19 protein-coding genes are annotated in these 21,882 nt (G+C 65.0%); 15 read left to right on the top strand and 4 right to left on the bottom strand.

Annotation, left to right across the window (positions count from 1 at the left end; genetic code table 11):
* The first annotated feature begins 4 nt into the window (after nucleotides 1–4).
* The 10 genes from nuoI (at nucleotide 5) to ACXAJT_RS11685 (ending at nucleotide 10,538) form a co-directional block, all read left to right on the top strand.
* Nucleotides 5–499: an NADH-quinone oxidoreductase subunit NuoI gene (gene nuoI, locus ACXAJT_RS11730; protein ID WP_475235481.1), complete on the top strand. Its 495-nt coding sequence runs from the start codon at nucleotides 5–7 to the stop codon at nucleotides 497–499.
* A gap of 110 nt (nucleotides 500–609) precedes the next feature.
* Nucleotides 610–1,017, top strand: coding sequence for a carboxymuconolactone decarboxylase family protein (locus ACXAJT_RS11725; protein WP_066100820.1), 408 nt, complete (start codon nucleotides 610–612; stop codon nucleotides 1,015–1,017).
* Nucleotides 1,014–1,622: an NADH-quinone oxidoreductase subunit J gene (locus ACXAJT_RS11720; RefSeq protein ID WP_475235480.1), complete on the top strand. Its 609-nt coding sequence runs from the start codon at nucleotides 1,014–1,016 to the stop codon at nucleotides 1,620–1,622. The genes ACXAJT_RS11725 and ACXAJT_RS11720 overlap by 4 nt, the downstream gene beginning before the upstream one ends.
* Nucleotides 1,623–1,745: 123 nt before the next feature.
* The gene (gene nuoK / locus ACXAJT_RS11715) at nucleotides 1,746–2,051 is read left to right on the top strand and encodes an NADH-quinone oxidoreductase subunit NuoK (protein ID WP_216004021.1); all 306 of its coding nucleotides are present in this window, start codon (nucleotides 1,746–1,748) and stop codon (nucleotides 2,049–2,051) included.
* A gap of 6 nt (nucleotides 2,052–2,057) precedes the next feature.
* Nucleotides 2,058–4,217 carry an NADH-quinone oxidoreductase subunit L gene (gene nuoL / locus ACXAJT_RS11710; protein WP_475235478.1) on the top strand — a complete coding sequence of 720 codons (2,160 nt, stop codon included), beginning with the start codon at nucleotides 2,058–2,060 and terminating at the stop codon, nucleotides 4,215–4,217.
* Entirely contained in the window at nucleotides 4,217–5,767 is a 1,551-nt protein-coding gene (locus ACXAJT_RS11705) for an NADH-quinone oxidoreductase subunit M (RefSeq protein WP_475235477.1), read from the top strand. The genes nuoL and ACXAJT_RS11705 overlap by 1 nt, the downstream gene beginning before the upstream one ends.
* A gap of 11 nt (nucleotides 5,768–5,778) precedes the next feature.
* The gene (nuoN, locus tag ACXAJT_RS11700; RefSeq protein WP_475235475.1) at nucleotides 5,779–7,221 is read left to right on the top strand and encodes an NADH-quinone oxidoreductase subunit NuoN; all 1,443 of its coding nucleotides are present in this window, start codon (nucleotides 5,779–5,781) and stop codon (nucleotides 7,219–7,221) included.
* A 115-nt stretch (nucleotides 7,222–7,336) separates the two neighbouring features.
* Nucleotides 7,337–8,080: a biotin--[acetyl-CoA-carboxylase] ligase gene (locus tag ACXAJT_RS11695; protein ID WP_475235473.1), complete on the top strand. Its 744-nt coding sequence runs from the start codon at nucleotides 7,337–7,339 to the stop codon at nucleotides 8,078–8,080.
* An 11-nt stretch (nucleotides 8,081–8,091) separates the two neighbouring features.
* Complete coding sequence (locus ACXAJT_RS11690) at nucleotides 8,092–8,874, top strand: type III pantothenate kinase (protein WP_475235470.1); 783 nt, start codon at nucleotides 8,092–8,094, stop codon at nucleotides 8,872–8,874.
* Nucleotides 8,871–10,538: a ribonuclease J gene (locus ACXAJT_RS11685; RefSeq protein WP_475235468.1), complete on the top strand. Its 1,668-nt coding sequence runs from the start codon at nucleotides 8,871–8,873 to the stop codon at nucleotides 10,536–10,538. The genes ACXAJT_RS11690 and ACXAJT_RS11685 overlap by 4 nt, the downstream gene beginning before the upstream one ends.
* Before the next feature lie 270 nt (nucleotides 10,539–10,808).
* Here ACXAJT_RS11685 and ACXAJT_RS11680 read toward each other — a convergent pair whose 3' ends face one another.
* Nucleotides 10,809–11,981, bottom strand: coding sequence for a cytochrome P450 (locus ACXAJT_RS11680; RefSeq protein WP_475235467.1), 1,173 nt, complete (start codon nucleotides 11,979–11,981; stop codon nucleotides 10,809–10,811).
* 61 nt (nucleotides 11,982–12,042) lie between these two features.
* On the opposite strand from ACXAJT_RS11680, the gene ACXAJT_RS11675 reads away from it, so the two are divergent.
* The 5 genes from ACXAJT_RS11675 (at nucleotide 12,043) to ACXAJT_RS11655 (ending at nucleotide 18,501) form a co-directional block, all read left to right on the top strand.
* Entirely contained in the window at nucleotides 12,043–13,797 is a 1,755-nt protein-coding gene (locus tag ACXAJT_RS11675; RefSeq protein WP_475235466.1) for a sensor histidine kinase, read from the top strand.
* A complete protein-coding gene (locus ACXAJT_RS11670; protein ID WP_475235465.1) occupies nucleotides 13,794–15,017 on the top strand; it encodes a sigma-54-dependent transcriptional regulator in 1,224 nt (407 codons plus the stop codon). The genes ACXAJT_RS11675 and ACXAJT_RS11670 overlap by 4 nt, the downstream gene beginning before the upstream one ends.
* 302 nt (nucleotides 15,018–15,319) lie before the next feature.
* The gene (locus ACXAJT_RS11665; protein ID WP_475235464.1) at nucleotides 15,320–16,324 is read left to right on the top strand and encodes a DctP family TRAP transporter solute-binding subunit; all 1,005 of its coding nucleotides are present in this window, start codon (nucleotides 15,320–15,322) and stop codon (nucleotides 16,322–16,324) included.
* Nucleotides 16,325–16,429: 105 nt separating this feature from the next.
* The gene (locus ACXAJT_RS11660) at nucleotides 16,430–17,119 is read left to right on the top strand and encodes a TRAP transporter small permease (RefSeq protein WP_475235463.1); all 690 of its coding nucleotides are present in this window, start codon (nucleotides 16,430–16,432) and stop codon (nucleotides 17,117–17,119) included.
* A gap of 5 nt (nucleotides 17,120–17,124) precedes the next feature.
* Nucleotides 17,125–18,501 (top strand): TRAP transporter large permease, encoded by a 1,377-nt coding sequence (locus ACXAJT_RS11655; protein WP_475235461.1) that lies wholly within the window; start codon nucleotides 17,125–17,127, stop codon nucleotides 18,499–18,501.
* A 164-nt stretch (nucleotides 18,502–18,665) separates the two neighbouring features.
* On the opposite strand, the gene tpiA is transcribed toward ACXAJT_RS11655, so the two are convergent.
* The 3 genes from tpiA to ACXAJT_RS11640 all read right to left on the bottom strand — a co-directional run bounded on the left by tpiA (nucleotide 18,666) and on the right by ACXAJT_RS11640 (nucleotide 21,834).
* Nucleotides 18,666–19,406 carry a triose-phosphate isomerase gene (gene tpiA / locus ACXAJT_RS11650; protein ID WP_475235459.1) on the bottom strand — a complete coding sequence of 247 codons (741 nt, stop codon included), beginning with the start codon at nucleotides 19,404–19,406 and terminating at the stop codon, nucleotides 18,666–18,668.
* 132 nt (nucleotides 19,407–19,538) lie between these two features.
* On the bottom strand, nucleotides 19,539–19,922 hold the full coding sequence (locus ACXAJT_RS11645; protein ID WP_475235458.1) for a HesB/IscA family protein: 384 nt from the start codon (nucleotides 19,920–19,922) through the stop codon (nucleotides 19,539–19,541).
* A gap of 250 nt (nucleotides 19,923–20,172) precedes the next feature.
* Complete coding sequence (locus tag ACXAJT_RS11640) at nucleotides 20,173–21,834, bottom strand: mechanosensitive ion channel family protein (protein WP_475235455.1); 1,662 nt, start codon at nucleotides 21,832–21,834, stop codon at nucleotides 20,173–20,175.
* Nucleotides 21,835–21,882: the final 48 nt, after the last annotated feature.

Genomic DNA, 21,882 nt, shown 5'->3' with positions numbered 1-21,882 from the left:
AACCATGGCATCGATCGATTACGGCCGGGCAGCGAAATATTTCCTGCTGACGGACTTCATCAAAGGGTTCCAGCTGGGGCTGCGCTACTTCTTCGCGCCCAAGCCGACGCTGAACTACCCGCACGAGAAAGGCCCGCTAAGCCCGCGCTTTCGCGGCGAACATGCGCTGCGCCGCTATCCCAATGGCGAAGAGCGCTGCATCGCCTGCAAGCTGTGCGAGGCGATCTGCCCGGCGCAGGCCATCACCATCGACGCCGAACCGCGCGATGATGGCAGTCGCCGGACCACGCGCTATGACATCGACATGACGAAATGCATCTACTGCGGCTTCTGCCAAGAAGCCTGCCCGGTGGATGCGATCGTCGAGGGGCCAAACTTCGAATTCGCGACCGAGACCCGCGAAGAGCTTTTCTACGACAAGGAAAAGCTGCTCGAGAACGGCGAGCGCTGGGAAGCCGAGATCGCCCGCAACCTCGAGCTTGACGCTCCGTATCGCTGACGCCGCAGGGGAGGAGACCAGATGACCGCCACCTACCGCCAAGCCACCGCCACGGCCCGCCGCGTTTGCGCGCTTGGCCGCGCGCGGCTTGGCCTTTCGGGAGGCCGGGCATGAGCGATCCGAAAACCCCTTTCGAGCTGATGATGACGCAAGCGCAGGAGATGGCGAAAGCCTTCAACCCCGCGCTGGAGAGCTTCGCGCCCAAAGAGTACGAGAAGCTCTGGCCGACCATGCCGAAGGACATCATGGAGTTCTGGTTCGGCAAGGGCATGTCGAAGGACGGGCTCGACGCAAAGACCCGGCTGCTGCTGACGCTGGCCGGGCTGACCATGCAGGGCGCGCAGGCCGACACGCCGGTGCGCATGACCGTGCGCCATCTCATCGAGGCTGGCGCCACCAAAGACGAGATCGCCGAGACCATCGCGCATATGTCGATGTTCGCCGGCATACCCGCCATGACCCGCGCAATGGAGCTTGCGCGCGAGGTGATGGAAGACAACGAGGATAACGCAAAATGACCGTGTTCGCCTTCTACCTCTTTTCGCTCTGCGTCATCGTGGGCGGTTTGTTCACGGTGATCGCCCGCAACCCGGTGCACTCGGTGCTGTGGCTGATCCTCTCCTTCCTCAGCGCGGCAGGCCTGTTCGTGCTGCTGGGCGCGGAGTTCGTGGCAATGCTGCTGGTCATCGTCTACGTCGGCGCGGTGGCGGTGCTGTTCCTCTTCGTAGTGATGATGCTGGATGTGGACTTTGCCGAGTTGCGCGCCGGGATGGCCAAATACATGCCACTGGCGCTGCTCATCGGCATCGTCATCCTGATGCAGCTGGGCATGGCCTTCGGCGGCTGGGAAGCCTCGGAACTGGCGGCGAGCCAGTTGTCGGCGCCGACGCCCGCGCCCGAGGAAATGCAGAACACCGTCGCGCTCGGCGTGCTGCTTTACGACCGCTACTTCCTGCTGTTCCAGTTGGCGGGGCTGATCCTGCTGGTCGCGATGATCGGCGCGATTGTCCTGACGCTGCGCCACCGCTCCGACGTCAAGCGCCAGAACGTGCTGGCGCAGATGTGGCGCGATCCGGCCAAGGCGCTGGAGATGAAAGACGTGAAGCCCGGGCAGGGGCTCTGACTTACGCCCTGCTGCGCCCCCCGGGAGGGGCGGAGGCGGCGGGGCAACGGGATATGACGCGGACCCACCCGACAAAGGGCCGCGAGGGACTTGAAGGATCGGGGCAATGACCCGGAGGGATGCATGATCGGACTTGAACATTACCTGACGGTGGCGGCCGTGCTGTTCGTCATCGGGATTTTCGGGATTTTCCTCAATCGGAAGAACGTGATCATCCTGCTGATGTCGATCGAGCTCATTCTGCTCTCGGTCAACATCAACTTCGTCGCCTTCTCGTCCTACCTGGGCGATCTCGCGGGGCAGGTCTTCACGCTCTTCGTGCTGACCGTGGCGGCGGCCGAAGCGGCCATCGGCCTTGCGATCCTCGTCTGCTTCTTCCGCAACCGCGGCTCGATCGCCGTGGAAGACGTCAACGTGATGAAAGGCTGACCGCCCATGGAGACGATTATTCTCTTTGCCCCGCTGCTCGGGGCCGTGCTGGCGGGGTTCGGCTGGCGCTTCATCGGCGAGAAGGGGGCCATGTGGGTCACCACCGGCCTTCTCTTTCTGGCCTGTCTGCTGTCGTGGATCGTGTTCCTGTTCCTCGGCGAGGCAGAGACCATCCCGCTGTTCCGCTTCATCGAAAGCGGCACGCTGAGCACCGAATGGGCGATCCGCTCGGACCGTCTGACGGCGATCATGCTGATCGTGGTCACCACGGTCTCGGCGCTCGTGCACCTCTATAGCTTCGGCTACATGGCGCATGATCCGCAGTTCAAACACGGCGAAAGCTACAAGCCGCGCTTCTTCGCCTACCTGTCGTTCTTCACCTTCGCGATGCTTGCGCTGGTGACGTCGGACAACCTTGTGCAGATGTTCTTCGGCTGGGAAGGCGTGGGCGTCGCGTCCTACCTGCTGATCGGGTTCTACTACAAGAAACCGTCGGCGGGCGCGGCCGCGATGAAGGCCTTCATCGTCAACCGCGTCGGCGACTTCGGCTTCCTGCTCGGCATCTTGGGCCTGTTCTTCCTCACCGACTCGATCCGCTTTGATGACATCTTCGCGGCAGCACCGCAGCTGGCGGAAACGCAGCTCACCTTCCTTTGGACCGACTGGAACGCGGCGAACCTGCTGGCCTTCCTGCTGTTCGTTGGCGCGATGGGCAAATCGGCGCAGCTGCTGCTGCACACATGGCTGCCCGACGCGATGGAAGGCCCGACGCCGGTGTCGGCGCTGATCCACGCCGCGACCATGGTCACCGCCGGTGTCTTCCTCGTCTGCCGCATGTCGCCGCTGATGGAATACGCGCCGGAAGCGATGGCCTTCGTCACCTTCCTTGGCGCCACCACCGCCTTCTTCGCGGCGACGGTCGGCCTCGTGCAGAACGACATCAAGCGTGTCATCGCCTATTCGACCTGTTCGCAGCTGGGCTACATGTTCGTGGCGGCGGGCGTCGGCGTCTACTCGGCGGCGATGTTCCACCTGCTGACCCACGCGTTCTTCAAGGCAATGCTGTTCCTCGGTGCCGGCTCGGTCATCCACGCGATGCACCACGAGCAGGACATGCGGAACTACGGCGGGTTGCGCGGCAAGATCCCCTATACCTTCTGGGCGATGATGATCGGCACGCTGGCGATCACCGGCGTCGGCATTCCGCTCACGCACATCGGTTTTGCCGGTTTCCTGTCGAAGGACGCGATCATTGAAAGCGCATGGGCCGGCACCGGCGGCGGCTACGCCTTCTGGATGCTGGTCATCGCGGCGCTGTTCACCTCGTTCTACTCGTGGCGCCTGATCTTCATGACGTTCTACGGCCGTCCGCGCGGCGACAAGCACACGCATGAGCACGCGCATGAAAGCCCCAAGGTCATGACCATTCCGCTGGCGGTTCTCGCCGTCGGGGCGGTGCTGGCCGGGATGGTGTTCTACGGGCCGTTCTTCGGCGACCATGATCGGGTGAACCGCTTCTTCGGCATCCCCGCGCATCACGCGGAAGCCTCGGAAGAGGGCCACAGCGAAGCCGCGGGAGAAGAGCACGCCGCCACCGAGGCGCAGGGCGAAGACACCGCCGTTGCAACAGAAGAGCAGGGCGCCGAGACCACCGACGCTGCCGCCGAAGAGGGCCACGCCGAGGACGCCACCCATGTGGCGACCGGCATGGCACCCGAAGGCGCGATCTTCATGGGGCCGGACAACCACGTCATGGACGAGGCGCACCACGCGCCGGTCTGGGTGAAGGTCTCTCCGTTCTTTGCCATGCTGATCGGCTTCGGGGTTGCCTATCTCTTCTACATCGTGAACCCGGCGCTGCCGAAACGCCTCGCAGAGAACCAGCGTCCGCTGTACCTCTTCCTGCTGAACAAGTGGTATTTCGACGAGATTTACGACTTCATCTTCGTGCAGCCGGCCAAAGCGATCGGGCGCTTCCTGTGGAAGCGGGGTGACGGTAACGTCATCGACGGTTCGATCAACGGCGTGGCGATGGGGATTATCCCCTTCTTCACCAAGCTCGCGGGCCGTGCGCAGTCCGGCTACATCTTCACCTACGCCTTCGCCATGGTGATCGGCATCGCCGTTCTGGTCACCTGGATGTCGATCCTCGGAGGGGCTCACTAATGGCCAACCTTCTTTCCATCGTCACCTTCCTGCCCGCGCTGGCGGCGCTGATCCTCGCGCTGTTCCTGCGCGGCGGCGACGCCGCTGCGGACCGGAACGCCAAGTGGCTCGCGATGATCGCGACCTCGGCGACCTTCGTGATCTCGCTGTTCATCTTGTTCCAGTTCGACGCTTCGAACCCCGGCTTCCAGATGCTGGAAGAGGGCAGCTGGATCATGGGCATGAGCTACAAGATGGGCGTCGACGGCATTTCGGTGCTGTTCGTCATGCTCACCACCTTCATGATGCCGCTGGTGATTCTCGCCTCGTGGGACGTGAAGGTGCGCGTCAAAGAGTACATGATCGCCTTCCTGCTGCTCGAGACGCTGATGCTCGGCGTGTTCATGGCGCTCGATCTGGTGCTGTTCTACCTCTTCTTCGAGGCGGGCCTGATACCAATGTTCCTGATCATCGGCATCTGGGGCGGCAAGAACCGCATCTACGCCTCGTTCAAGTTCTTCCTCTACACCTTCCTCGGCTCGGTGCTGATGCTGGTGGCGATCGTGGCGATGTATGCCGATGCCGGCACGCTCGATATCCCGACGCTGCTGCAGCACGAGTTCTCGACCGCGGGCTTCTCGGTGCTCGGCATCCATATCGTCGGCGGTCTGCAGACCATGCTCTGGCTGGCCTTCTTCGCCTCCTTCGCGGTGAAGATGCCGATGTGGCCTGTGCACACATGGCTGCCGGACGCGCACGTGCAGGCGCCCACGGCAGGCTCGGTGGTGCTGGCGGCGATCCTGCTGAAGATGGGCGGCTACGGCTTCCTGCGTTTCAGCTTGCCGATGTTCCCGGTGGGCTCGGAGATCCTTGCGCCGCTGGTGTTCTGGATGTCGGCCATCGCCATCGTCTACACCTCGCTGGTGGCGCTGGTGCAGGAAGACATGAAGAAGCTCATCGCCTACTCGTCGGTCGCCCACATGGGCTATGTGACGCTGGGCATCTTCTCGGCCAACCAGCAGGGCGTTGACGGCGCGATCTTCCAGATGATCAGCCACGGCTTTGTGTCGGGCGCGCTCTTCCTCTGCGTCGGGGTGATCTACGACCGCATGCACACCCGCGAGATCGACGCCTATGGCGGCCTCGTGAACCGCATGCCGGCCTACGCGCTGATCTTCATGTTCTTCACCATGGCCAACGTCGGCCTGCCCGGCACCTCGGGCTTCATCGGCGAGTTCCTGACCATGATGGGCATCTTCCAGGTCAACACCTGGGTCGCGGTCTTCGCCGCTTCGGGGGTGATCCTGTCGGCGGCTTACGCGCTGTGGCTCTATCGCCGGGTGGTGTTTGGCGATCTGATCAAGGAAAGCCTGCGCACCATTCAGGACATGACCCCGCGCGAGCGCTGGACCTTCGCGCCGCTGGTCGTCATGACCTTGTGGCTCGGGGTCTACCCAGCGGCCGCGCTGGACATCATCGGCCCGTCGGTCGAGGCGCTGGTCAACAACTATGATACGGCCGTGGCGGCCGCCGATCTCGGCGGCACCACCGTGGCCGAAGCGAACCACTGAGGGGACGGGGCATGATCTCGGCTGATCTGAACACAATCCTTCCGGAGATCCTGCTGGCGGTCTACGCCATGCTGGCGCTGGTGGGGGCGGTCTACACCGGCAAGGACAAGCTGGCCCCGGCGCTGGTCTGGGCCACGGCGGCGGTGATGGTGATCCTCGCGCTGTGGATCGGCACCACCGGCCGCGGCAGCACACCGGCGTTCCACGGCATGTTTATCGACGATGCGTTCTCGCGCTTTGCCAAAGTGGTGATCCTCGTCTCGGCAGCCTGCGTGCTGGTGATGGGCCTCGGCTTCATGCAAAAGCAAAAGCTGCTGCGCTTCGAGTACCCGGTGCTGGTGGCGCTCTCGACCGTGGGCATGATGGTCATGGTCTCTTCGGGCGATCTGATGACGCTCTACATGGGGCTCGAGTTGATGTCGCTCTCGCTCTACGTCGTGGCCTCGCTGCGCCGCGACAGCGAGATGTCCACCGAGGCGGGCCTGAAGTACTTCGTGCTGGGCGCGCTGTCGTCGGGCATGCTGCTTTATGGCGCGTCGCTGACCTACGGCTTTGCCGGCACGACGCTTTACTCGGGCATCATCAACGCCGCCACCGAGGGGCATCTGTCGATTGGCCTGCTGATCGGTCTCGTGCTGATGATCTCGGGCTTCGCCTTCAAGGTCTCGGCGGTGCCGTTCCACATGTGGACGCCTGATGTCTACCAAGGCGCGCCGACCCCGGTCACTGCCTTCTTTGCCACCGCGCCGAAGGTCGCCGCCATGGCGCTGTTTGCCCGTGTGATGCACGATGCCTTCGGCGGTGCCGTGGCGGACTGGAGCCAAGTTGTCGGGCTCATCGCGGTGCTGTCGATGTTTCTCGGTTCGGTCGCTGCCATCGGCCAGACCAACATCAAGCGCCTGATGGCCTATTCCTCGATCGCCCACATGGGCTACGCGCTGATCGGCCTTGCCGCCGGCACCGAGGCGGGGATCGAGGCAATGCTGATCTACATGGTGGTCTACGTGACGATGAACATCGGCACCTTCGCTTTCATCATGTCGATGAGCAAGGACGGCCAGCCGATCGCCGACATTGGCGCGCTTGGCATGTATTCCAAACGCGAGCCGGGCAAGGCGCTGGCGATGCTGGTGCTGCTGTTCAGCCTCGCCGGTGTGCCGCCGCTGCTGGGCTTCTTTGCCAAGCTGGGCGTCTGGCGCGCCGCCATCGCCGAAGACATGGTCTGGCTGGTGGTCGCCTCCGCCGTCGCTTCGGCCATCGGGGCGTTCTACTACCTGCGCATCGTGTTCTACATGTACTTCGGCGAAGACCGAGAGGATGCGCTGGACACCGGTGGCTCGCCGATCCTCTGGGGGTTCCTGATGGTTTCGGCGCTGTTCATGGTCGCAGGGGTGGTCAACCTCTTCGGCATCGAGGGGCCTGCGGCCGCGGCGGCAGCCACCCTTGTCAACTGAGCCCCAACTCAGCTACGAGCCTTCGAGTGACGCGCCTTTGGCGCGTCGCTTTTTTTCCGCCCTTGGCGGAGTTGCCTCCGGCGGGAGTATTTTCGGAAAGATGAAAGGGCAGGGCATGTGGCCTGAAGGCTATGGGCGGCGCGTGCTGGCGGAAGTGGACAGCACCAATGCCGAGGCGGTGCGGATCGTGCCCGCGCTTGAGGCGCCCGAATGGGTCCTAGGGCTGCGGCAGAGCGCCGGGCGCGGGCGCCGCGGTCGCGCGTGGTCAATGCCCGAGGGCAATTTCGCCGCGACGCTGGTGCTGCCTGTGGCCGAGCCGCCGCAGGTGGTGGCTCTGCGCAGCTTTGTCGCCTCGCTGGCGCTCTATGAGGCCTTCGTCGCGGTGACAGGGCGCTCGGACGGGTTGTCGCTGAAGTGGCCCAATGACGTGCTGCTGAACGGCGGCAAAGTGGCGGGGATCCTGCTGGAGAGCCTTGGTCGTCATGACGCCTGCGACTGGCTCGCGATCGGCATCGGGGTCAACCTCGCCGCCGCGCCGGATGTGGGCGAGGTGGAGCCCGGCGCGCTGCGGCCTGTCTCGCTGCTGTCGGAAACCGGCGCTCAGGTCTCTGCCGAAGAGTTTCTGGACGCGCTCGCTACCGCCTATGCACGCGAAGAGACGCGGTTCCGGGGCTATGGGTTTGCCGGTCTGCGCGAGGCGTGGCTGCAACGCGCGGCGCGGCTGGGATCGGTGATCACCGCGCGCACCGGACGGCATGAGTTCGTCGGCACGTTCGAAACGGTGGACGATGCTGGCAATCTTGTCTTAAGGACAGCCAGCGGTCGGCAGGCGATTGCCGCGGCCGACGTGTTTTTCTGAAGGAGCGGCGGATGCTTCTGGCCATCGACTGCGGCAATACCAACACCGTGTTCTCGATCTGGGACGGCGCGCGCTTCTTGGCGACCTGGCGCACCTCGACCGAGCACCAGCGCACCGCCGACCAATATTACGTCTGGCTCTCGACGCTGATGGAGTTTCAGCAGATCGAGGCCGAGATCACCGACGTGATCGTCTCTTCCACCGTGCCCCGCGTGGTGTTCAACCTGCGGGTTCTGGCGGACCGATATTTCAACACACGCGCGCTGGTGGTGGGCAAGCCCGACGTGGAACTGCCCGTCGAGGTGCGCGTGGACCTTGGCACCAACGTGGGCCCCGACCGGCTGGTGAACACCGTGGCGGGCTTTGACCTTTATGGCGGCGATCTGATCGTGGTGGATTTTGGCACCGCGACGACGTTCGACGTAGTGGCGCAGGACGGCGCCTATGAGGGCGGGGTGATTGCGCCCGGCGTGAACCTCAGCCTCGAGGCGCTGCATCAGGCCGCCGCCGCGCTGCCGCATGTGGACATCACCAAGCCGCAGCGCGTTGTGGGCACCAACACCGTCGCCTGCATGCAGTCAGGCGTATTCTGGGGCTATGTGGGCCTCGTGAGAGAAATCTGCGCGCGCATCAAGGCGGAACGAGACCGCCCGATGCGCGTCATATCGACCGGCGGGCTGGCGCCGCTTTTCCAGCAGGCTGAAGACCTCTTCGACGACTGGCGGGAAGATTTGACCATGCATGGTCTCACCGTCATCCATACGTACAATCTTGGCAGGAGCCAAAGCACATGAGCAGTGAACGCATCATCTACCTCCCCTTGGGAGGCGCCGGCGAGATCGGCATGAACGCCTATGTCTACGGATACGGCAAACCCGGCGAAGAACGCCTGATCCTCGTCGACATCGGCGTCGCCTTTCCCGACATGGACACCACCCCGGGCGTCGACATCATCTTTGCCGACATCACCTGGCTGAAGGAAAACCGCGAGCGGCTGGAAGCGGTGTTCATCACCCACGCCCACGAGGACCACGTCGGCGCCATCGGCCATTGCTTCGAAGACCTCGGCGTGCCGATTTACGCGCGTGCCTTCACCGCCAACATCGCCCGCGGCAAGCTGGCGGAATATGGCCATTCGCCCGAGACCGTGACCACCGTCTCGCCATGGCCGGAAACCACCAAGGCGGGGCCTTTCACCGTCGGCTTCCTGCCGATTTCGCACTCGATCCCGGAAAGCTCGGGGCTGGTGATCGACACGCCCGACGGGCGGCTCATTCACACCGGTGACTTCAAGCTCGACAGCGATCCCATCGTCGGCGAGGCCTTTGACCCGACGCTCTGGGGTGAGGTCGCCTCGAAGGGTGTGAAGGCGCTAATCTGCGACTCGACCAACGTCTTCTCGCCCAACCCCGGCCGCAGCGAGATCACCGTCGGCCCCGAGATCGAGACGCTGATCGCCAGCGCGCCGCAGATGGTTGTCGCCACCACCTTCGCCTCGAACGTGGCGCGGGTTAAAACGCTGGCCGAGGCTGGTGAGCGGGCCGGGCGCTCGATCTGCCTGCTCGGCCGCGCCATGCGCCGGATGATCGAAGCCTCGATCGAGACCGGCGTGGTCAGCTCTTTCCCCAAGGTGATCTCGCCCGAGGACGCGACGCAGATCCCGCGCGAGAATGTCATGCTGATCGTCACCGGCTCGCAGGGCGAGCGGCGCGCCGCCTCGGCGCAGCTGGCGCGCGGCAAGTACAACGGCATCGAGTTGAAAGAGGGCGATCTGTTCCTGTTCTCGTCGAAGACCATTCCGGGCAACGAGAAGGGCGTGATCCACATCATGAACTCGCTGTCGGAGAAGGGCGTCGACATCGTCGATGACAACGGCGGCAAGTACCACGTCTCGGGTCACGCCAACCGCCCCGATCTGGAACGGATGCAGGACATCGTGAACCCGCAGATCGTCGTGCCGATGCACGGCGAACACCGCCACCTGCGCGAGCACATGAAGCTGGCCGAAGGGCTGGGGCGCGCTGGCGTTCTGGCGGTCAACGGCACGATGGTCGACCTGTCGGGCAACCAGCCCACGGTGGCGGGCTACGTCGACACCGGGCGCACCTACCTCGACGGCTCGGTGCAGATCGGCGCGCTCGACGGCATCGTGCGTGACCGCATCCGCATGGCGCTCAACGGCCATGTGGTGGTGACGGTGATCCTCGACGAGGAAGACGAGCCGCTGGGCGAGCCGTGGTGCGAGCTCAAGGGCCTGCCCGAACTGGGGCGGTCGAACGCGCCGCTGGTCGACATCCTCGAAGAAGACCTGGCGCAGTTTCTTGGCCGGGCCGGAGAGAAGACGCTGACCGACGACGACAAGCTTGAAGAGGGCATGCGGCGCATCGTGCGCAATTCGGCGGTCAATGAGATCGGCAAGAAGCCCGAGGTGACGGTGGTGATCAGCCGCCTGTCGTAAGGCCTCCTGTCGGGTGGACAAAAGGCGCGTCGCGAAAGCGGCGCGCCTTTTCGTTTGTCGGACATGAGCCGGGGGAGCGCCTGCCCGTGGGGTGGCGCTGCAGCCTGCGAGGTCTACACTTTATCCAAGCCAAGCTCGCGCGACTTGCGAACGCCTTACGAGGATGACAATGCGCCAGCCCGCCGGGACGGCGTCGTCCATCGGGCTTGAACCGATGGGGCCCTATGAACGACCGCTTGCCCGGCGGCTTGGCCTTGATTCCGGGCGCGGTCAGCGCGTGACCCGCAGCGCCTCGAGCCCGTGGAAATGGTAGAGGTCTGCGTATTTCGGCACTCCTGCCAGCTTCATTCCCGAAAGCCGGTCAAAGAGGATCGGCAGAGCGGTTCTCAACTCCAGCCGCGCCAGCGGCGCGCCAACGCAGAAATGCATCCCGCCGCCGAAGCTGGTGTTGGTCACCACGGTGCGCGCCGCATCGAAGCGCGCCGGATCGGCCCAGACTTCGGGATCGCGGTTGGCGGCGCCCATCAGCAGTGCCACCTGATCGCCGCGCTGGAAGGTGTGGCCATAAGCTTCGACCTCTTCATAGGCGTAGCGGGTGAACATGTGCAGCGGCGGATCGAAGCGCAGCACTTCCTCGACCACCGGTGGGGCGTTTTCCTCGGTGATCGTCACGCCCTGTTCCAGCAGCGTCTTGATGCCGTTGCCCATGGTGTGGACCGTCGCCTCATGCCCGGCGTTGAGCAATAGGATGCAGGTGGTGATCAGCTCGTCGGTCGAAAGCTTCTCGCCATCCTCCTCGGCGGCGATCAGATGCGACAGCAGGTCGTCCCCCGGCGCCTTGCGCCGCTCGTCCACATAGCCGCGCAGGAAGTCCGAAAACTCGGTGGCGGCTGTCGCGGCGGCCAGTTCCATCGCCATGTCGCGCCGGGCCTGATACATGCCGACCATATCCGCCGACCAGCGCAGCAGTTGCGGTGCCATCTCCTCGGGCACGCCCAAGAGCCGCGCAATGACGATCACCGGGATTGGCTGGCAGAAGGCGGGCAGCAGGTCGACCTCTCCGTCGGGCATCTCGTCGATCAGCCGGTGCGCCAGCGCGGCGATCTCCGGCCCCAGCGCCTTGATCCGCCGCGAGGTGAAGGCGCGCAGCACCAGCCCGCGCAGACGGGTGTGGCGGGGCGGCTCCAGTTCGAGCATGGAATGCGCTTCGACGGCATAGAAAGGAGCCTGATGCGCCGGGATGTCCGGGGCGATCTCGGGCGGCACTTCGCGGCCAAAGCGGCGGTCTTTCAGCAGCGCCGAGACCGCGCGGTGAGAGACCGCGCAGGGCATGGCGTACTCCTCCCAATAGGCGAGATCACCGGCGGCGCGCATCTCGTCATAGAAAGGGTAGGGATCTTGCACGAAGGCGGGATCGGTCGGGGATCGGGAAAAGCGTCTCATGCCGCAACCCTAGGCCACGGCCACGCTTTCTTGGCAAGAGCGCTGTTGCTATGAGGGAGCGATGAACTGGAGCCTGCTGACCCGGAGCCGCGCCGCATGGCTGGTGCTGACGCTCGCCTTCGTGGCCGCGCTGTCGGGCGCGGTGTGGCACTATGGCTACCTGCAGGCGCTCGGGCCGCTCGCGGCGCGCGGGCAAAGCGATCTGGAACTGGCCTCGGATCGCCTCGTCAGCCAACTGCAGCGATTCCGCGAGTTCGCGGTGCTGACCTCGCGGCACCCGACGCTCGAGGCGCTGCATGCTTACGGCTCGCGCAGCGCCGCCGAGGAGATGCTGCTGCGCGCCGCCGACCGGACCGGCGCGGTCAGCGCCTTTTACATGGATGCCTCGGGCGAGCTGCTGGCCTCGTCGGGCGGGCCGTTGCCTGACGACGTGCCGCGCAGTGCCTATTTCCGCCGCGCGCTCACCGGCGCGCTGGGGGTAGCGCATGGCGCGGGGCCGGGCGAGGCCGAGCGGGTGTTCTTCTACGCCGCGCCCAGCTTCGCGCCTGCGGGCGAGGTGCGCGGCGTGCTGGTCGTGGTGGTCGATGCCGCGGTGCTCGAACGCGACTGGCGCGGCTCGCTTCCGGCGGTGTTCTTCCTTGATGAAGGCGGCACGGTGTTTGTCACCAACCGCACCGAGCTTCTGGGCTGGCGGCGCGAGGGCGATGGCATGATCTCACCGTCGGGCCGCAACTATGAAACAAGAACGATCCGCCATGGCAGCCACGACATCGTGGCGCAGAACTGGTCGCCCTACATCCCGGAGCGGGCGCTGCGCCGAGACGTCGAACTGCCGGTGATCGGCATGACCGGCGCGCTGCTGATCGACGTGCGTCCGGCGCGGCGCTACGCGCTGCTGCAGTCGGCGGCGGTCGGGGCGGGGGCGTTGTTCTTTCTTGCGCTGCTGTGGTTCGCCGTCGAGCGGCGGCAGGCGCTGGCGGCGATCAACGTTGAACTGGAGCAGCGCGTCTCTGCGCGCACCCGCGATCTGGAAGAGGCCAACGACGCGCTGCGCCGCGAGGTGGTCGAGCGGCAGGAGGCCGAGGCCGCGCTGAAGCGCATGCAGGCCGAACTGGTGCAGGCCTCTAAACTCTCGGCGCTTGGCAAGATGAGCGCGGGGATCAGTCACGAACTCAATCAGCCGTTGATGGCGATCCGGTCTTTCGCGGAGAACGGCGCGGCCTTCCTCGATCGCGGCAAGCCCGAGCGCGCTGCCGAGAACTTGGGGCGCATCAACGACATGGCTGGCCGGATGGGGCGGATCATCAAGAACCTGCGCGCCTTCGCCAAAGCCGAGCCGGGCCCGGCGCATCGGGTCGGGTTGGCCTCTGTGGTCGAGCAGGCGCTTGAACTGATGCAGCGCCGGATCGACGGCACCGGCACCACCGTGGACTGGCAGCGCCCGACGCGCCCGGCGATTGTCATGGGCGGCGAAGTGCGGCTTAGTCAGGTGGTGGTGAACCTGATTTCCAACGCGCTGGACGCGATGCAGGACCAGCCAGAGCGCCACCTGCAGTTGCGCATCGCCCATGACGACGCGGCGGGGCTCGTGCGTCTGACGGTGCGCGACAGCGGACCGGGGATCGCCGAGCCCGACCGCATCTTTGATCCCTTCTATTCGACCAAGGAGTCCGGCCCAGAAGACGGCATGGGGCTAGGGCTGTCGATCTCTTACGGCATCGTCGAGGGCTTTGGCGGCAAGCTGCGCGGCGCGAACCTGCCCGGCGGCGGGGCGGAGTTCACGCTCGATCTCAGACAGGCAGAGGAATTGGCATGACACGGCGGGTATTGCTGGTGGACGACGACGCGGCGGTGCGCGAGGCGCTTGGCCAGACGCTGGAACTGGCCGATCTCGAGGCGGTGACGGCGGGCAGCTTTGTCGAATGCAAGGAACTGATCGAGCCGGGGTTCGAGGGCGTCATCGTCTCGGATATCCGCATGCCCGGGCGCGACGGGTTCCACCTGCTGGACTATGCCCACCGGCAGGACCCCGAACTGCCGGTGATCCTGCTGACCGGCGAGGGCGACATCCCGATGGCGGTGCGGGCGATGGCGGCGGGGGCCTTCGATTTTCTCGAAAAGCCCTGCGCGCCGGGTGATCTGACCGCGGTGGTCGAACGTGCGCTGCGCACCCGGGCGCTGGTGCTGGAAAACCGCCGCCTGAAGGCCGAGCTCGAAACCGGCGATGCGGCGGCGCGGCTGCTGTTCGGCACCTCGCGCAAGGCCGACGCGCTGCGTGCCCGCTGCCGTGTGGCGGCGCGCGCGGGCACCGACGTGCTGGTCACCGGCGCGCCGGGCTCAGGCATCTCGAAGGTGGCCGAAGTGGTGCATCTATGCTCGCCCCGCGCCAAGGGGCCCTTCGAGAAGCGGTCCGCCGCCGGGCTCAGCCGTGACGCGCTCGACGAGCTTTGGCCCAGCTGTGCGGGGGGCAGCCTGTTTCTCGACGAGATCGGGCAATTGCCCAAGGACAGCCAACTTGCGCTGATCGACCGGCTCGACGAGGGCGGCGCGCGGCTGATCGCGGGCTCGGTGGATGACCTCGCGGCCAAGGTCGAGGCAGGTGTGCTGTCGGCCGAACTCTACTATCGGCTCGAGGTCATGCAGATTCAGATCCCGGCGCTGGCAGAGCGTCCGGACGACATCCCGGTCCTGTTCCGCCACTACGTCGCGCAGGCGGCCGAGCAGGCAGGACTGCAGCCGCCCGAGATCACCGACGAGGTGACCAACGGGCTGATCGCGCGTGACTGGCCGGGCAACACCCGCGCCCTGATGTCTGCCGCCATGCGCTTTGCGCTCGGATTGGGCGAGAGCGGCGACGAAGGCGAAGGGCTGGGTCTTGCAGAGCGCATGGCGCAGGTCGAACGCTCGCTGCTGATCGAAGCACTGAAGCGGACGAACGGGCAGGCCAGTGCGGCGGCGCAGTCGCTGAAGCTGCCGCGCAAGACGTTCTACGACAAGCTGGCCAAATACAGCATCCGCGCCGAAGAGTTTCGCTGACCGCAAGGCGGCTGCGCGCCGAGTCACGCTCTTGCGCGAAAATAAGGCAGTCGAATAACTGTGCGGTTTTCCGCACAGCTTCGAAAAACGGCGTGCGGGTTTTCACACATTGCAGACTGGTGTTTTGTTGGCCCCGCGCAATGCGCTCTCCGCAAGGCGCTGATTTATAAAGGGTATGAACAAATTTTGACGGTCGCGTTACAATTTCTTGCGCGGATTCCTGCCGGGCTGTTTCCTCGTTTTCGGAGGGCCCGCGCTGAGGAGCAGGCGGGCACCGAGAACGGACCATCCGGGAGGATAGCATGAAAAAGATTCTGATGACCGCAGCGGCGGTGACCGCACTCGTGTCCGGCACGCAGGCCGCAACGGCTGCCTGCGATGACGGCGAGATCGTGGTCAAGTTCAGCCACGTCACCAACACCGACAAGCACCCCAAGGGCATCGCGGCACAGCTGTTTGCCGACCGCGTCAACGAGGAGATGGACGGCAAGGCCTGCGTCGAGGTCTTCCCGAACTCCACGCTCTACAACGATGACCAAGTGCTCGAGGCGATGCTGAACGGCGACGTGCAGATGGCCGCGCCCTCGCTGTCGAAGTTCGAGCAGTTCACCAAAGTGTTCCGCATCTTCGACCTGCCGTTCATGTTCAAGAACATCGAAGCCGTCGACGCGTTCCAGAACAGCGAAACCGGTCAGGAGATGAAAGAGGTCATGGTCCGCCGCGGCCTTCTGGGCCTCGAGTTCTGGCACAACGGTCTCAAGCAGTTCTCGGCCAACAAGCCGCTGCTGCTGCCCGAAGACGCCGAGGGCCTGAAGTTCCGCGTGCAGCCTTCGGAAGTGCTCAAGGCGCAGATCGAAGAGCTGGGCGCCTCGCCGCAGCCGATGGCCTTCTCAGAAGTCTACGGCGCGCTGCAGACCGGCGTTGTCGATGGTCAGGCCAACACGTGGTCGAACATCTACGGCCAGAAGTTCTTTGAGGTGCAGGACGGCATCACCGAAACCAACCACGGTCTGCTCGACTACATGGTCGTGACCTCGATCGACTGGTGGGAGAGCCTGCCCGAGGACGTGCGCGACCAGATGGGCACGATCCTGCAAGAGGTCACCGCAGAGCGCAACGCGGCGATCGCCGAGGTCGACGCCGATAACCGTCAGGCCGTGCTCGACGCGGGCGGCGTGATCCGCGAGCTGACCCCCGACCAGCGGGCCGCATGGCTCGAGGCGATGCGCCCGGTCTGGGATCAGTTCAGCGATGACGTCGGCCAAGAGAACATCGACGCCGCGCAGGAATTCAACGCGCAGTTCTGATCCGGCGCTGATGGCTTCGGCCCGGTCCTGCGCAGCGCGGGGCCGGGCCTTTTCACACCCGAACACTCATCTTGGGGCAACCCATCCGGCATAGCGGGGGACAAGATGTCCAATATCACCCACGGCGGCTCGCCTTTCGGCCGCTTCGTCAACGAGCTGGAGGAAACGGCGATCGCCGTGATCCTCGGGCTGATGACCCTGATCACCTTCGTCAACGTCGTCCTGCGCTACGGGTTCAACACCGGCCTGATCTGGGGCCTCGAGGCGGTCACTTTCCTTTTCGCATGGCTGGTGCTCTTCGGCGTGAGCTACGCGGTGAAAGTCACCGCGCACCTCGGCGTGGACGCGATCACCAGCCTGCTGCCGACGTCACTGCGACGGGTCTTCGCGCTGATCGCCGCGGCGCTGTGCATCTTCTACGCCTTCCTGCTGCTCAAGGGCGCGTGGGATTACTGGGCGAATTTCGCCAACCTGCCGCAGACCACCGGGCGCTGGTTCCCGACCGGCTTCGAAGAGATGAAACGCACCTCCTACCGCTCGTGGTACGAGGTGGTCGACATCCCGATGCCCGACTGGCTGCGCTTCATCGAGCCGATGATCAACGAGGGCGAGGCCTACGAAAAGCTGCCCCGCTTTATCCCCTACGTCATCCTGCCCTTCGGCATGGCGCTGTTGCTCTTCCGCTTCGTGCAGGCAGGGGTCCGCGTCTGGACCGGCAAGCAGGACAGCCTGATCGTCAGTCACGAGGCCGAAGATGCCATCGATGACGTCGCCCACATGAACCGCGAGGACTGAGTCCGATGGAAGTACTTCTCCTTTTCATCTGCATCATCGGGTTGATGCTGATCGGCCTGCCCATCGCCGTGTCGCTGGGCCTGTCGTCGATCATCTTCCTGCTGGCGCTGTCGGACACCTCGCTGGCCTCGGTGGCGCAGTCGATGTTCCAGGCGATGGCCGGGCACTACACGCTGCTCGCCATTCCGTTCTTCATCCTCGCCTCGTCGTTCATGTCGACCGGCGGCGTCGCGCGGCGGATCATCCGCTTTTCGATCTCTCTGGTTGGCCATTTCCACGGCGGTCTCGCCATCGCCGGCGTCTTCGCCTGCATGCTCTTCGCGGCGCTCTCGGGCTCGTCGCCCGCGACCGTGGTGGCCATCGGCTCCATCGTCATCGCCGGCATGCGGCAGGTGGGGTACACCAAGGACTTCGCCGCCGGCGTCATCGCCAACGCGGGCACCCTGGGCATCCTGATCCCGCCGTCGATCGTGATGGTGGTCTACGCATCGGCGACGGACGTGTCGGTGGGCCGGATGTTCCTTGCCGGTGTGATCCCGGGCCTCATGGCGGGCACCATGCTGATGATCACCATCTACGCCATCGCCCGGCTGCGCGGTCTGCCGAAGGGCGAGTGGATGGGCTGGGGCGAGGCGTTCCGCTCGGGCCGCGAGGCGATGTGGGGCCTGTTCCTCATCGTCATCATCCTTGGCGGCATCTACGGCGGCATCTTCACCCCGACCGAGGCGGCGGCAGTGGCGGCGGTCTACGCCTTCTTCATCGCCAACTTCGTCTATCGCGACATGGGGCCGCTCGCCGGCAAGGACGGCGCGCCGAACCTGCCGCTGATCAAGAAGCCGATTGCGCTGGTCACCGCCTTCTTGCACCGCGACACCCGCGACACGCTGTTCGAGGCGGGCAAGCTGACCATCACGCTGATGTTCATCATCGCCAACGCGCTGATCCTCAAGCACGTGCTGACCGACGAGCAGATCCCGCAGCAGATCGCCTCGGCGATGCTCGACGCGGGCTTCGGGCCGGTGATCTTCCTGGTGATCGTCAACGTGATCCTGCTGATCGGCGGCCAGTTCATGGAGCCCTCGGGCCTGCTGGTCATCGTCGCGCCGCTGGTCTTCCCGATCGCCATCGAGCTTGGCATCGATCCGATCCACCTCGGCATCATCATGGTGGTGAACATGGAAATCGGCATGATCACCCCACCGGTTGGCCTCAACCTCTTCGTCACCTCGGGCGTTGCGGGCATGCCGATGATGCGGGTGGTGAAGGCGGCGCTGCCGTTCCTCGCGGTGCTCTTCGTCTTCCTGATCATGGTGACCTACATCCCATGGCTGTCGACATGGCTGCCCACCACCTTCATGGGGCCTGAGATCATCACCAACTGATCACGCAGAACAGCAACGAAAAAGCGCGGCGCCCCTGCACGGGCGCCGCGTTTGCGTTTGCGGCAGGACCGCCTCCGGCGGGCGTATTTTCCAAAGAGAAGAAGCAGGGGACGGCGCGCCACCCCCTGCTTCTTCTCTTTTCAAATACGCAATGGCGGGCCGGTTCAGCTCGCGCTCAGCGCCTCGATGATCGGCACGAAGTCATCTGCCTTGAGGCTGGCGCCGCCAACCAGCGCTCCGTCGACGTTGGACACCGCGAAGATCTCGGCGGCATTGCCGGGTTTCACCGAGCCGCCGTAGAGCAGGCGCACCGAACGCCCCACGCCTTCGCCGAAGCGCTTTTCGAGGCGCGCACGCATGAAATCATGCACGTCGCCGATCTGATCTGTCGTCGGCACCTTGCCGGTGCCGATGGCCCAGATCGGCTCGTAGGCGACAACCAGATTGTGCCCGGTGGCACCATCGGGAATCGAGCCAGCCAACTGGCCGCCGATGATGTCGAGCGTGTTGGAGGCTTCGCGCTCGGCAAGGCTCTCGCCGACGCAGACGACGGCTGTCAGCCCGGCATCCCAGGCTGCGCGGGTCTTGGCGCGAATCTCGTCGTCATGTTCGTCGTGATCGGTGCGGCGCTCGGAGTGGCCGAGGATCACATAGGACGCGCCCGCATCCTTCAGCATCGCGGCCGAGACATCGCCGGTGTGGGCGCCCGACTCGCTTGCGTGGCAATCCTGTCCGCCGATCTCGATCTTGCTGTCGAGCGCCGCGGCCTGCGCCAGCAGCGTGGCGGGCGGGCAGATCAGCACTTCGGTGTCGCCGTCGGCGGCGGGGGCCATCGCCTTGATCTGCTCAAGGGCGGCGGCCAGCCCGTTCATCTTCCAGTTTCCGGCGGCAAGTTTCCTGCGCATGGTCGCTCCTATCTTCGCAATTCGCGGGTATCATCGCGGCGCAGCCCGTGGCGTCAAGCTCGGTTGCGCAATCAATGACATAGGGCTGACGTTTGCGAAGGGGAGGCCCCGACACGAGGTTTCGACGTGCGCTTATTGCGCGGCGCGGCGCTCTGCTTCGAGTTCCTCGACGTCCTTGAACTTGATCGATTCGCCGCAGCCGCAGGCATCGGTCACATTGGGGTTGTTGAACTTGAACCCCGATTCCAGAAGCGAGGTCTGGTAGTCGATCTCGGTGCCGAAGAGGAACATCTGCGCCATTGGGGCGATCAGCACCCGCGCGCCGTCCTGCTCGACGACCTCGTCATTGTCTTCGGCGGCGTCAACGAACTCCATGGTGTATTCCATGCCCGCGCAGCCGCCCTTCTTCACGCCGATGCGCAGACCGGCGCGACCGTCGCGTTCCATCAGCTTGCGCACCTGCGTCACCGCGGCCGGGGTGATGGTGACTGCCTGTTTTCCGGGGATACCGAACATCCGCGTCTCCTGTGAGCGTTGAACGCAGAATCTAAGGCTCTTGGGCGGCGGAAACAAGGGGAGGGGCAGGGCGCGCGGCCACAGATTTCGGTGCATCCGCGCGCAGGTGGCACTGCGGTCGAGCGCGCGACCTTGGGGTCCCGCGTTTGGCCTGCGACGGGCGCGGGTCATGGGCGAGGCGGGTGCGCAGCGATCAGACCAGCGGCGGGGGCGGCGAGGCCCTAGAGGCCGGGAGCGCCGTCAGCCAGCGTCAGGCAGCCTGCGCTGCCGCGGCATCGGGGAACACCGCCTCGGCCTCCGCATCGATCTCCTGCGCGGCGGCAAGCAGCTTCTCGCGGACCTCGCATTCCAGCGACCACGCGATATTGGGGTCGGGGCAGGGCACGAGGAACAACGCCTCCTGACCGAAGACATCGTGCTTCACCACGTAGACACCGCGCGAGTCGGGACGGTCGGCGATCATCTCCATCGCGTCGAGGATTTCTTCGTAGCGCTGCTTGAGGCTCTCGATATTGGCCTTGTGCGACAACCGCAGCGTCACCTCTCGGACCAAGAAGTGCTCTTGCATGGTCCAGTTCTCAAAGGGTTCGGCGACGAAGTCCACCACCGGCACCACCAGCCGCTGCCCGGTCCAGACCCGCAGCTGCACATAGGTGAAGTGAATGCGCTCGACCGAACACAGGTAGCCGCGAAACAGCACCTTATCGCCGATCCGCGCCGATTGGTTCAGCGCGATCTGCAGCGAGGCCATGATGTTGGTCAGCACATTGCGCCCGGCATAGGCGAGGATGATCGTCGCGGTGCCCGCAGAGGCCAGCAGCGAAATGCCCAGCGAGCGCATCACGCTGGCTTCGCTGATCACGATGCCCGCACCGACCAGCACGACGATGACGATGACCGCGCGCCGCGCGGCAGAGATTCGCGTCGCGATGTTGCGACGCTGCTCCTGCCCGTCGCCCATCTGCGAGAGCTCGTCGCCATCAAATTTCACCAGCCGGTTGAGAATGACATCGGCAAGATTGACCACCAGCCAAAGCATCGCAACGACGAAGCCGAGGATGATCAGCGGCGACAGCACAGTGTCGATTCGGCCCGAAAAGACGACGAGCTTGCTGGTGAGCAGTGACAGGCTGAGCGTCATCAGTGCCAGAGTCAGCGGGCCGCGCACCGCCACCAGCATCGAATAGGGCGCATCGCGGTGGGTGCGGTTCATCCCGCGCGACATCAGCTGATTGGCCGCCACACCGATCGCCACGGTCAGCAGCAGGACAAGCGGGAAGCCGATCACCTCCCACCAGCGCAGGCCCCAGAACGCGCGCTCGCGCAGTTGGTCGGGCAGGGATTTCTCCAGTTCGGTGGGGCCATAGGCCTCTGCCAGAGCGGGCAGCGCCTGCACGGTCTGGCGCGACACAAGCCACACCGGCTCGCCTGTCGCGCCCTTCACCCGGTTGATGCGGATCGGTACGGGGCGGTCGCCAAGCTTGACGTACCACAGCAGCAGCGAGCGCCGCGGCTCGCCGGCCATCGGCGCGTCCTTGGTGCGCGCGTCCACACCATCAGGCCTGTCACGCAGGTCGTACCAGTTGATCATGATCTTGCGATCCATGAGCACCGAAAACTGCTCGGCCCGTTCCGGCCCGACCTCGGCCTGCTTGCTCGGCTCGATCCCGCCCAGATCCAGCATATGCGCCGCGCCCTCCCAGTCCTCGGCGTCGGCGCGGAACAGGAAGCTTTCGAGGCTCGAGCGCGGGGTACTGCGATCGATGTTGTCGGGAATGTCCGCGAGGCCGGGGTTGATCAGATCAACCTCGTACCAGCTACCGGGGGTGGACTCCTGAGCCCGGCCTGGGATGGGCAGGACGAAAGAGAGCGCAAGCAGGGCGCAGGCGAAGGCGTGGACAAATCGAAGCATCACGGCTCAACCGTCCAAAACGCCCAAGGTTCCCTGCCGTGTTGCGGG

This window comes from Salipiger sp. ABF4_146 (assembly GCF_056161345.1).
This window is presented reverse-complemented; position numbering and strand designations above follow the sequence as displayed.